The sequence below is a fragment of the Kutzneria sp. CA-103260 genome (assembly GCF_018263855.1).
GTDB lineage: Bacteria > Actinomycetota > Actinomycetes > Mycobacteriales > Pseudonocardiaceae > Kutzneria.
The window spans coordinates 5,473,222-5,485,779 of sequence record NZ_CP073318.1 but is presented as its reverse complement, the minus strand read 5'-3'; the positions used below and the strand labels follow the sequence as shown (position 1 = coordinate 5,485,779).

Below are 12,558 nucleotides of genomic sequence, written 5' to 3'. Positions count from 1 at the left end.
ATGGGACTCACCTACGCCGTAGTGCGCAACGACGAGGAGCAGTACTCGATCTGGCTCGCCGACCGCGAGCTGCCGCTGGGCTGGCACGGCGTCGGGTTCACCGGGTCGGAGCAGGAGTGCCTCGACCACGTGGCCGAGGTGTGGCAGGACATGCGTCCGGCCAGCCTGCGCCGCGCGATGGGCTGACCGCGATGGAGATCACCGCGCTGGTGGGCGCCATCCTGGACCTGGACCCGACCGACCTGGCCGACGACCGGCCGCTGTCCTCCTACGACACCTGGACCAGCATGAAACACGTGCAGATCGTGGTCGCGCTGGAGTCGGCCTACGGCGTGTCGCCGAGCGTGCAGGAGATCAAGGAGATGAAGACCATCGCCGACATCCGCCGCGTGTACGTCAAGGAGCGGACACCGTGACCGGCGGCGACGCCCGGCTGCTGGTGGACGCGTGGCGGCGCTGGCGAGAGATCGCCCGCGAGGACGCGCCGTACCGGGTGGCGGTGCTGGCCAGCTATACCGCGGACCCGCTGGTGCCGCACCTGGGCCTGGCCCTGCACGACAGCGGGATGCCTGCGCACGTCGAGGTCGGCCCGTACAATCAGATCGCCCAGCAGTGCGTCGACCCGGGCAGCGCCACCGCCCAGGCCGAGCCCGACGTCCTGCTGGTCGCGCCCCGGTTCGAGGAGTGCTGGGGCCGCCCGCCGCGACTCGACGACCCCGACGACGTGGACCACGCCGCCGAGCTGCTCATGCTCGCCGACGAGGCGCTGGCCGCCAGTACCCGGTGGAACGCCACGCTGGTTTTCGTGCTCCCCGCGCTGCCGGAGGACCGGCCGTTCGGGATCGGCGACCACGGCCTGCACCGCGGGGTCGTGGCCACCGCGACGATGGTGCGGGAGGCGTTGCGCGACCGGCTCGCCGGCCGGCCCAACGTCGGTCTGCTCGACGCCGAGGCCGTGGTCCGATCGGTCGGCGTCGCCAACGCGCACACGCCGATGCTGCATCGCCTGGCCGGAATCCCTTACAGCGACACGGTGTTCGCCGGGCTGGCCGACCAGGCGGCGCGGCTGCTGCGGCTGCGCCTGCAGCCCGCTGGCTCCGTCGTCGCGGTGGACGTGGACAGCCTGCTGCGCGACGGGGCGGGTCCGCGGTCCGGCGGCGAGCTGCTGAGGCCGATCCTGGATCAGTTGCGCCACAACGGGTCTCGCACCGTGGCGATCAGCCGTGCGCAGCCGGACGCCATGTGGCCGATCGTGCGGTCGCTGTTCGGTGACGGCTGGGAAGACCTCGTCGATGACTGGGAATTCGTCGACGACACGTGGACTCCTGTCGGACGGCTGCTCACCGCGGACGCCGGCAGCTGGCCGGACCCGACCGGCGTGGTCGGCATCGGCGCGGACGCCGAGATGTGGGCGGCCAACCTGGTCGGCAGCCCCGTCTGGGACCAGGTCCCGCCGCTCGACTCGCCGCGTCCGACGCCGGCCGTGGCCGCCGGGGAGCCGGCCGCGCCCGTGTCGCTCGCCGGTTACATCGCAGGTCTCGGCGTGTCCGTCGACTGGCGGCCGATGGACGGCGAACTGCTGCCGGCAATCGCGGAGATGGCCGAGAAGACCAAGGACTTCACCCTGGGGATCGCCCACGACGAGGACAGCTTGGCCGCCCTCGTCGAGGACGACGACAGCACCATCCTGGTCGGCGAGGTGCGCGACCGGCTCGGCGACTACGGCCACGCGGTGGCCTGCGGCGTCCGCTTCGCGGACGGATCCGGCGTGGTGGACCCGTTCTACGTGAGCTGCCCGGCGATGGGCCGCGGCGTGGAGGACAACACGATCGCCCGGATCATCGAGCTGGCGGTGCAACGGCAGTGCGACACGCTGGTGTTCCGGCACGTCGCGACCGGCCGCAACGACGCCGCGCTCCGGTTCCTGCGGGACATCTCCGCCCAGGCGGGCCCGGTGCGGATCCTCGTCGAGGAACTGCCCACCGACGCCGGAACGGCCGTCGCCGTATGACCGACTTCCTTGTCCTCGGCAGCGGTTCACTGGCCCGAGTGGTCTGCTACAGCCTCGCGGCGGTGGCGACGCGGCCGATCCGGGTGACCGTGGTCGGCCGGGACGCCTCGGTGGTGGGAGAAATCGGCCAGGTTTCCCGCGTGCGGGCGGCGACCGGTGGGAATCCGGTCACCTTCCGGGGGATCACGCTGCCGACCTGGCGAACCGAGGACCTGGCGTCGGTGGTGGCCGAGGTCGTGCCGGACGCGGTGCTGTTGTGCGCGTCGACGCAGTCCCCGTGGGAGGGGACCGCGCGACCGTCGGCCTGGACCGAGTTCACCCGGCGTGCGGGATTCGGCGTGACCCTGCCGTTCCACGTCGAGTTGGCCGAGGCCGCGGCACGGGCGGTCGCCGAGGCGGCGCCGGACAGCCTGTTCCTCAACGCGGCGTTTCCCGACGCGGTCAATCCGGTGTTGTCCGCGTTGGGGATTCCGGTGTTCGCAGGCATCGGAAACGTCGCCGTGCTCGCCGCCGCCGCGCGGGCCCGGCTGGCCGAGGACGCCGAGGCCGGTGAGCTGGCGATGCTCGCCCACCACCTGCACCTGCACGCACCCGCGAACCCCGACCACGAAGCCGTGGTGTACGTGGCGGGGAAGCGAGTGCCGGCCGTGCCGCTGCTCGAAGCGCAGCGGCGGGTGCGGCGGCAGGAGGCGAACCAGGTCACGGGCCTGTCCGCGGCCCGAACCCTGTTCGATGTGGTCGGCGACGCCACCGTCCACACCCACCTGCCGGGACCGATGGGCCGGCCTGGCGGCTATCCGGTGACGGTCGGATCGCGCCGGATCGCGCTGCGGCTGCCGGCCGGCGTCACCGAGGACGACGCGGTGGCGGCCAACCAGGTCTGGGCCGAGCAGGACTCGGTTTCCGTGGAGCGCGACCGGATCCGGTTCACCGGCGCCGCCGCGACGATGCTGCCCGAGCTGGGCCCGGACGTGCCGGTCGAGTTCCCGGTGCGGGACCTCGCCGAGGTCCGCGCCGCGCTGTCCCGGCACCGTGAGCTGCTGCGGGGCCGCGGCCCCGACGATTTTCGAACGAGAGTGGTGTGATGGAAGACGAGCGGTTCGACAAGCTGCTGGCCGTCGCCGGCCGGGTGTTCGGCGGGCCGGTGACGGCCGCCGACTCGTTCCACGGCCTGGGCGGCGACTCGCTGAAGGCGGTCGCGCTGATGGCCGGCCTCGAAGAGGAGACCGCGATCGAGGTCGACACCTTCGAGATGATCAGCGCGGCCAGCTTCGGCGACTTCTTCCGGTCCTATCTCGGCGTCGTCAGCGGGTGACCCGGGCCAGCTTGCGGCCGACCTTGAGGTAGCAGTCGCCGGTCCGGCCGGCGAGCATGCCGTCCACCAGCGCCGCCAGCGGCTCCCGCGTGTCGTCGGCAGTCAGCGTCACCGTCTCCTGGTCGCCGTCGGACTCGACCACCAGGCGCAGGCCGTTCTGTTGTGCGACCCGGCGGACGTCGCCGTTGCTCTTGGCAAAACCGAGCGCCTTGACCACCTCGGTCACCGGCTGGTCCAGGTCGGTGACCGAGGGCAGGTCGTCGACGTCGCCGAACACACGCCGGGAGAAGCGGGCGACGAACTCCTCGCGGGCCTTCATCGCCGCGTCCACACCGTGGATGGCCGCGGTGATCTCCCCGGCCAGGATCTTCTTCAGGTCCATCGGGTGCAGGGAGCCGGCGGCCACCCGTGCGCCGACGACCGCCAGCTCGGCGTCCGCCCACTCCGACAGCGCCCGCAGGTAGGGGTCCACCAGCCGGTCGGGCACCGACATGATCCGGCCGAAGATCTCGCCCGGCGGGGCGACCAGCGGCACGTAGTTGCCCCGGGACTTGCTCATCTTGGTGCCGGCGCCGTCGGTGCCCTCGATCAGCGACGTGGCGACCACCAGCTCCGGGGTCTGGCCGCAGATGTCCATGACCTTGCGGCACATCTGCATGTTGAGGAACTGGTCGATGCCGCCGACCTCGAGGTCGCAGTTGGTCTCGACCGAGTCCAGCGCCATCACCACCGAGTACGCCAGCTCGGCCATCGACAGGCCCTGCCCGGCGTCCAGGCGCTTGCGGAAGTCCTCCCGCTGCAGCGGCATGGACACCGGGATCTGCGACAGGATCTCGATGACCCGCGGCAGGGTGACCTGGCGCAGCCAGTCCCCGTTGTGCCGGAACTGGGCGCGGTCGAAGTCGAAGAACGGGCTGACCTGCTGGCGGTAGGTGGCCAGGTTGGCCGCGATGCGCTCGTCGGTCAGGGCCGGCCGGTCGTCGGAGCGGCCGGACGGGTCGCCGATCTTGGCCGTCATGTCGCCGACGATGAACACGACCTGGTGGCCCATGCGCTGGAAGCGGCCGAGGATCAGCATCGGCACCGTGTGCCCCAGGTGCACCTCGGCCCCGGTCGGGTCGATGCCGAACTTGGCGACGAACGGCCGGCCCTCGCCCGCGGCCTTGGCCAGCCGTTCGGCCAGCGCCTCGGTGGATGGCTGCAGCTCCTGCGAACGCGCGCCGATCAGGGCCGCCTGCTCGGCGAGCGTGAGGTCGGACAGGTCGAGGCTCCGGCGCCGGGTGGTCTCGGCCAGCAGCTCGCGCACGGCCGCGTCGCCCGCCAGATCCGCGTCCTCGAGCAGCGCGGTCACGCGGTCAATTGACTGGCTCAGCCGGCTCATCAGCGCACTCCTGGTAGATCGTCACGACGAGCCGATACTAACGGGAGGTCGTGACCGGACGCCGCTGTTTTCGCGCAGCCGTCACGGTGGCCGTCCTGGTCGTCGACGCTGGTAGGTCCAGCGTCGACGACCAGGACGGTGTGCCAGCGTTTGGAGCGTGCCTGGGGTGACGAACAAGTGCCGACGGCGCGCGGTGGACAGCAATCGGGCCGGTGCGCTGATGACGGAAGCCGTGGTCGGCGTGTGCTGGGCGTCGCGGACCGGATCGGTCACATTTCGAGGTCCGCGGCGTTGTAGTCGCCGGCCTCGATGTCTCGGACGATCATCTGTCAGAAGGAGGTGGGCTCGTCGACCGTGGCGTCGCCGATGCGGCTGATCGCCTCGCTGAACCCGGCCGCGGCGGCGGCCGTTTCGTTGTGGTCCTGAGCGGTCTGATAGAAGGGCAACGAGTCCTCGAAGACGTCCAGGCACGCCGCGAACGCCGGACGGGCGACACAAAGCCGAGCACCGCTTGTGAATCGGCCATCGGTGACGGTGATCGTGTGTCCGATACCGCCGACAACACGGCAATCGTCCGCCATAAATGGTCGTGTTTGTCGGTTATGCGCTGATCAAGTCCCCCGATTGGCGGCAGGACTACGAAGATCACGGGCGTACTTTGCGACCGAGAGCGTGATGTCGTTGCCGATTAACGAGTGAACGACACCGTCCGAGGGGGTACGGGGGAAATGGTGCGGTTACGCACGACTTTGACATGCCTGTTTACGGTTGGAGCGATGCTGCTCGCGGGACAGAGCGCGAACGGGGCGGCCCCGCTTGGCATCGCGCCGGCACACACGACTCCACAGCTGGGGCCGGCCACCAACTGGAGAGCCGAGCCGGGCCAGCACCACGGCCAACTGGTGCCGTCCACCGCTGCGCTGCCGCACCGCCAGCCGGCGGCGACCAGCAAGCCGCTGGCCGTGAGCAAGCCGAAGGCGACCACGTCGGCGACCTACTCGGCGCCGACCACGCCGCAGCGGATGATCCCCGGCGAGCAGTACTCGATTCCGTTCGCACTGACCAACAGCACCGGCAATCCCTTGCCGGCCAGCCAGTTCGAGCTCTCCTACCACTGGACGCTGCCGGACGGCACTGACCGCACCGACCAGTCCAACCGGCTCGGCACCGCGCTGCCGAACGACCTCGCGCCGGGCCAGTCCGCCACCTTCGACGCGCACGTCGTCGCGCCGACGCCGGGCATCTTCGGCAACGAGCGCCAGGCGTACGTGCTGAGGTGGGACCTGCGCGACAAGAAGACCGGCGCCTGGCTGTCGCAGACCGCGAATGTGCCGACGCTGGACCAGAACGTCGCCGTCGAGCAGCCGACCTCCGACCAGCTGGGGCTGGAGAACTTCTACCAGTACAGCGGCGTCGCGACCGGTGCCGGCAGCTCCGTCTCGGTCAACGCCGCCAACGGCAACCTGGTGTTCGGCTATGCGCCGCTGACCAACCCGGGCCGCGGCCTGTCCAGCTTCGTTCGGCTGAGCTACAACAGCTTGGACACGTCGAACTCCTATGCCGGCGCGGGTTGGTCGGTCTCCGCGTCCTCGCTGCCCCGACTCGGCACGCCGCTCCAGTTCGACCTGCTCGGCGGCCTGCTCGGCTATCCCGGCAAGGTCACGCTCGTCGACGGCGACGGCACCAGCCATGTGTTCTCGCTGAACAAGCACGGCAGCAACGATCCGAAGGACTGGGACTACGACAAGCCCGCCGGCGTGCACCTGTACCTCCAGCACACCGGCAGCAGCGACCCCAACCGGGCCTGGGTGATGACCCAGCCCGACCGCACCCAGTTCTTCTTCGACGCCGACGGCTTCCAGACCGCCACCGTCGACCGCAACGGCAACACGATGACCTTCAACTACACCAAGACGGTCATCGGCAACCGCAACACCGGCGTGCTCACCTCGATCACCGACCCGGCCGGCCGCCAGTCGCTGACCTTCGACTACTACAAAGCCGGCGAGGCCGCGAACTACTTCTCCGGTGATGTGAAGAAGTCCACCGCCGCGCTGCCGAACAACCTGATCGTCAACCAGCTCAAGTCGATCACCGACCTGTCCGGTCGGACGATCACCTTCACCTACAGCGACACCGGCCTGCTCCAGGAGCTCGCCGACGGCGCCGGCACGCCGCAGGAGAAGGACTTCGACTTCTTCTACGACAACGGCGCGCTGCTGACCAACCCGAAGCTGATCCGGGTCAACGACCCGCTCGGCCACGGCACCCAGATCAAGTACTTCACCGATCCGTCCGACCAGCTGCGCTACGGCCGCGTGCAGACGCTGACCGACCGCAGCGGCGCCGGCACCGCGTTCGACTACACCGCTACGGATCCCAAGTCCGGTACCAAGCTCAAGCAGACCATCACCGACCCGTTGGGGCACGCCAGTTCCCTGCTGCTGGACGGTTTCGGCCGGATGGTGTCGACCACCGACGCCAAGAACGAGACCACCAACCTGAACTGGGACGCCGACAACAACGTGATCCGGTTGCAGGAAGCCAACAACGCAGTCAGCACCTGGGTGTACGACCAGAACACCGGCTATCCGCTGCAGATCACCGACGCGCAGAACGCCGCAAACGGCGGTGCCTCGATCGGCGTGTCCTATCAGACGTTCCTGAACGGCCATGTCGCCGATGTGGTGTCCAACACCAGCGCCGAGGGACGGACCTCGACGTTCGGCTACGACCAGTCGGGCAACCTGATCTCGGTCACCGACCCGAACGGCAACGTCTCCGGCACGCCGCCGGGACACTTCACCACCAAGTACACCTACGACTCCACCGGGCAGCCGCTGACCAGCACCGACGCCAACGGCCACAGCACGCGCTTCGGCAACTTCGACCCGAACGGCTTCCCACAGACCACAACCGACGCGCTCGGCGCCGTCACCACCACCAACTACGACGTGGTGGGCAACGTCGTGTCGATCACCGACGCGAACCACAAGACCAGCACGTACACGTACGACATCTTCAAGCGGCCGCTGCTGTCCAAGGTGCCGAAGGACCAGGACAAGGGCCAGTACGTCGTCACACCGGGGCCGGTGTACGACCGCAACGACAACGTGGTGCGGCTGACCGCGCCCAACGGCGCCGTCGGCACGGCGAGCTACGACGCCAGCGACCGGGTCGTCGCCAGCACCCTGCCCAAGGACACCGATACCGGCCCGAACCGGCTGACCACCTACGGCTACGACCGCGTCGGCAACACGATCACCACCACCCAGCCCAACGGCAACCTGCCCGGCGCGGCCCGCGGCTCGTTCACCACCACCAACACCTACGACGAGCTGAACCGGGTGATCGCGGAGACCGACGCCAACGGCGGCCGGACCACCTACACCTACAACAACGTCGGCGACAACACGTCGATCACCGACCCGCTCGGTCACGTCACCGCGAAGTACACCTACGACCTGAATCACCGCACCACTTCGGTGACCGACGCGGACGGGCACACCAAGTCCACCGGCTTCGACCGGGACGGCCTGCAGACCAGCACCACCGACGAGGAGGGCAACAAGACCAGCTACACGCTGGACGCCCGCGGCATGACCGTCCAGGTGCAGGCGCCGTTCCGCAACGACAACGGGACGATCACCAACAACACCACCCGGTACGAGTTCGACGAGGTCGGCAACCAGACCAAGGTCATCTCGCCGCGGGCGGTGGCCGCCGGCAGCACCGAGGCCTTCGTCTCGCAGACCCGGTACGACCCGGTGAACCGGGTGCAGGCCCAGCTCTCTCCCTTCGACCCCAACGATTCCCGGTACAACAAGCCGTCCGAGACGGACTACAGCTACGACGCCGCCGGCCAGCTGACCCGGGTCAGCGCGCCGCCGTCGCAGGGGCAGACCGTCCGCAACGACACCACGTACAACTACTTCGACAACGGCTGGTCCCGCAGTTCGACCGACCCGGTGGACATCTCCACCAACTACGACTACAACGACCTCGGCCAGCAGACCGTTCGCACCCTGACCAGCGCCGGCGGATCGTCGTCCCGGTCGATGTCCTGGGACTACTACCCGGACGGCAAGGTCAAGACCCGCGCCGATGTCGGTGTGCCGGCCGGCAGTGCGGTCGAGTTGGTGGACAACTCCGACGCGCAGAACGTGTCCGCGGTCGGCTCGTGGCCGGCGTCGAGCGCAGGCAGCAGCGGATTCCAGGGCTACGACTACCAGACGCACGCGGCCGGCCCGGGGACCGATTCCTTCTCGTGGAACCTGGTGATCCCGCAGGACGGCACCTACGACGTGTACGTGCGGTACCCGTCGGTGGCCGGCGCGGCCAAGGATGCCGCGTACACGGTGAACTTCACCGGCGGCACCGCGAACACCACCGTCGACCAGACGCAGCAGGCCGGCGACTGGGTCAAGCTGGGCAGCTGGGCGTTCACCGCCGACGGCAGCGGGCAGAAGATCACGCTGGCCGCGAACGCCGGCGGCGTGGTCACCGCCGACGCGGTGAAGGTGGTGCGGCAGAACAACAATCCGCCGCCACCGCAGAAGAACCTGTTCAACTACAGCTACGACGCCGACGGCAACCTGACCGATCTCGCCGACCAGTCCACCGGTGCCCAGTTCGACGACTACGCCGCAACTTTCGACGGCATGGACCGGCTGGCCACCGTGAAGGTCGGCAAGGGCGGCGCGGTGCAGCACACCACGACGTTCAGCTACGACGCCGACGGCAACACCCTGACCCGCGGCGACGACGCGGCGGCGGCCTCCTTCGCCTACGACGCACGGAATCTGCTGACGAAGGTGACCAACGCCGAGTCCGCGACCGACCCGAAGCCGAAGGTCACCACGTTCGGCTACGACCCGAGTGGTCAGGTCAACAAGGAATCCCGGCCCAACGGCAACGTGGTCACGTCCAGCTACTTCCTCAACGGCCAGTTGCAGCACCAGATCGAGAACAAGTCCGACGGCACGGTGGTTGCCGAGCACACCCTGGACTACGACCCGGACGGCAACAAGACGCAGGACGTGGCGAAAACGCAGAACGCCGACAACCACTCGGCCTACGTCAACCAGACCACCAACTACAGCTACGACCCGCTGGACCGGCTGGCCGGCGCGACCAAGACCGGCGGCGGGCAGAACGAGAGCTACGTCCACGACGCCAACAACAACGTGGTGTCGCAGACCATCGGCAACCAGACCACCACGTCCAACTACGACCGCAACCGGCTGCAGACCACCAGCGCCGGCGGCTTCACCACGTCGTACAACTACGACGTGTTCGGCCGGCTGGACACCGTGACGCTGAACGGGAACACCCTGGAGCGCTACGGCTACGACGGGTTCGACCACATCGCCACCGACCGCAAGAAGACCGGCGACACCGTCAGCACCACCAGCTATGCCTACGATCCGTTCGACCGGACCGTGTCCCAGACCACCGACGGCAAGAACGGCAAGACCACCACGTTCGACTACCTGGGCGTGTCCGGAGCGGTGACCGCCGAGCACGAGAACGGCAAGCTCACCAAGACGTACCAGTACTCGCCGTGGGGTGAGCGGCTGTCCCAGGTGGTGCACAAGGACGACGGGTCCGAGGATCCCACCTACTACAGCTACAGCCCGCACTCCGACGTGCAGGCCGTCACCGACGCCAACGGTGACACCAAGGCCACCTACGGCTACACCGCTTACGGGGCCGATGATTCCAGCCAGGACACCGGTGCCGACAAGTCCGATCCGGCCCAGCCGGACAAGGATCCGTACAACGCGTACCGGTTCAACGCGGCCCGGATCAACGGCAACAGCAGCACGTACAACATGGGCTTCCGGACCTATGACCCCGGTCTGAACTCCTTCCTCACCCGGGATTCCTACAACGGGGCCCTGTCCGACCTGAGCCTGACCGCCAATCCCTTCACCGGCAACCGCTACGCGTTCGGCGGCGGCAACCCGCTCAGCAACATCGAGCTCAACGGCCACAACTGGCTGTCCGACCTCGGGCACGCCGCCCTCGACGTCGCCGGCATGATCCCGGTTGTCGGCGCCGTCGCCGACGTCGCCAACGCCGCGTGGTACGCGGTGGACGGCGATTACCTCGACGCCGGGCTCTCACTCGCCGGCGCCATCCCCGTCATCGGTGACGCCGCGCTCGGCACCCGCTATGCCATCAAGGGCGCCAAGTACGTCGACGAGGGCATCGAGGCCGCCGAAGCCATTTCCACCGGCGTGAAGGACGCCGAGCACGTCGCCGAGGACGTCAAGGCCGTCGACAAGACCGTCTCCGAGGCCGACCAACAGGCTGCGAAACAGGCCCAGGCCGCCGCGGCGCAGAAGGCCGCCGACGAAGCCGCGGCCCGCAAGGCCGCCGAGGAGGCCGCCGCGAAGAAGGCGGCCGAGGAGAGAGCCGAAGCCGCCGCCGAACAAAAGGCGGAACAGGAAGCCGAGGGACAGGCCGAGTCGCAGGCGTGCCCCGTGACCAACAGCTTCCCGGCCGCGACCGCGGTGCTGATGGGCGACGGCACCACCAAGGCGATCAGCGACGTGCAGGTGGGCGACCGGGTGCAGGCCACCGATCCGACCACCGGTGCCACCCGGGCCGAGCCGGTCGACGCGCAGATCGTCACGCCCGGCGACCAGCAGTTCACCAACGTCACCGTGCACGCGGCGACCGGCGACGGGACCATCACATCGACCCAGCAGCACCCGTTCTGGGACGCGACCGCCAAGAAGTTCGTGAACGCCGCCGACCTCAAACCCGGCGACGAGCTGCGCGAGCCCGACGGCGACCTGGTGGCCGTCGTGTCGGTGGTCAGCTACCTCGGGCAGCGCACGGCGTTCAACCTGACCGTCGATGACCTGCACACCTACTACGTCATGGTCAACGGCGTCGCCGTGCTGGTGCACAACAGCTGCCGCACGGCCCGGGCGCTGGGCACCGCCGGCGAGACCGCACTGGGCATTCCGCCCGGCAAGGTGCGTATCCCGTCGGCCAGCGGCACCGCCAGCTATCGTGTTCCCGACTATCTCTCCAAGAACGTGTTGCTGGACGTGAAGAACGTGTCCCATCTCGACCTGACCGACCAACTGGCCGACTTCTACGATTTCGCGTCCGCGACCAGCCGGACGTTCGCCATCATCGCCCGGCAGGACACCACGCTCAGCCCGGCGATACGAAGCATGCAGAACCTAGGACTGGTGCGGATCTTCCGATGGCTGCCGCCGATCAATCTCTGACCGAACAGGATCTCGTGACCGAGCTGCGCGCCGCCGGCGTGGCCGTGAACTCCGTCTGGGACCTCGTGAACACCCGGTCCGGCTACGCCGGCGCGGTGCCCGTGCTCATCGCGGGCCTGCGCCGGGCCGACCCCGATGACGCCCGCCTGATGGAGGGCATCGCGCGGGCGTTGTCGGTGAAGGAGGCGCGGCCGGCCGCGGCGTCGGCGCTGCTCGAGTGCTTCGGCCGGGTCGAGGATGACTCGGCTCGCTGGGCGATGGGCAGCGCGCTGGACATCGTGGCCGACAGGTCGTCGGTGTCCGGCCTGCTGGAGCTCGCCGGGCAGGGCCGGTACGGCTCGTCCCGGCAGCTGGTGGTCAGCGCGCTGGGGCGGGTCGGCAAGGGCCGGCCGGAGGTCGTCGAGCTGCTGGTGCGGTTGCTCGGTGACGACGACCTGGCGGCGTTCGCGGCCGCCGCCCTGGCCCGGCTCAAGGCCGTCGAGGCCCGCGAGCCGCTACGGCCGCTGCTCGACCACGAACTGCCGCTCGTGCGCAAGCGAGCCAGGGACGCACTGTCCAAGCTGGACGCGATCGCCGAACAGGAAGAGCGATGAGGGGGAGC

General features: G+C 69.1%; 8 protein-coding genes. 7 read left to right on the top strand and 1 reads right to left on the bottom strand.

What is annotated here, in order from left to right; all coding sequences use genetic code 11:
• The 5 genes from JJ691_RS23880 to JJ691_RS23860 are packed head-to-tail and all read left to right on the top strand — an operon-like array spanning position 1 to position 3,326.
• Positions 1–186, top strand: a complete 186-nt coding sequence (locus JJ691_RS23880; RefSeq protein ID WP_211770938.1) for an MbtH family protein — start codon at positions 1–3, stop codon at positions 184–186.
• Positions 187–191: 5 nt separating this feature from the next.
• Positions 192–416: an acyl carrier protein gene (locus JJ691_RS23875; RefSeq protein WP_211770937.1), complete on the top strand. Its 225-nt coding sequence runs from the start codon at positions 192–194 to the stop codon at positions 414–416.
• The gene (locus JJ691_RS23870; RefSeq protein ID WP_211770936.1) at positions 413–2,011 is read left to right on the top strand and encodes a hypothetical protein; all 1,599 of its coding nucleotides are present in this window, start codon (positions 413–415) and stop codon (positions 2,009–2,011) included. The genes JJ691_RS23875 and JJ691_RS23870 overlap by 4 nt, the downstream gene beginning before the upstream one ends.
• Positions 2,008–3,096, top strand: coding sequence for a hypothetical protein (locus tag JJ691_RS23865; protein WP_211770935.1), 1,089 nt, complete (start codon positions 2,008–2,010; stop codon positions 3,094–3,096). Before JJ691_RS23870 ends, JJ691_RS23865 begins: the two co-directional genes overlap by 4 nt.
• Complete coding sequence (locus JJ691_RS23860) at positions 3,096–3,326, top strand: acyl carrier protein (RefSeq protein ID WP_211770934.1); 231 nt, start codon at positions 3,096–3,098, stop codon at positions 3,324–3,326. The genes JJ691_RS23865 and JJ691_RS23860 overlap by 1 nt, the downstream gene beginning before the upstream one ends.
• Here JJ691_RS23860 and tyrS read toward each other — a convergent pair.
• Positions 3,316–4,707, bottom strand: coding sequence for a tyrosine--tRNA ligase (tyrS, locus tag JJ691_RS23855; protein WP_211770933.1), 1,392 nt, complete (start codon positions 4,705–4,707; stop codon positions 3,316–3,318). The two genes, JJ691_RS23860 and tyrS, sit on opposite strands and share 11 nt — an antisense overlap.
• A 776-nt stretch (positions 4,708–5,483) precedes the next feature.
• On the opposite strand from tyrS, the gene JJ691_RS23850 reads away from it, so the two are divergent.
• Together JJ691_RS23850 and JJ691_RS23845 are read left to right on the top strand one after the other, a co-directional pair.
• Positions 5,484–11,957 (top strand): golvesin C-terminal-like domain-containing protein, encoded by a 6,474-nt coding sequence (locus tag JJ691_RS23850; RefSeq protein ID WP_211770932.1) that lies wholly within the window; start codon positions 5,484–5,486, stop codon positions 11,955–11,957.
• Positions 11,933–12,550, top strand: a complete 618-nt coding sequence (locus tag JJ691_RS23845; protein WP_211772292.1) for a hypothetical protein — start codon at positions 11,933–11,935, stop codon at positions 12,548–12,550. Before JJ691_RS23850 ends, JJ691_RS23845 begins: the two co-directional genes overlap by 25 nt.
• Positions 12,551–12,558 lie beyond the last annotated feature (8 nt).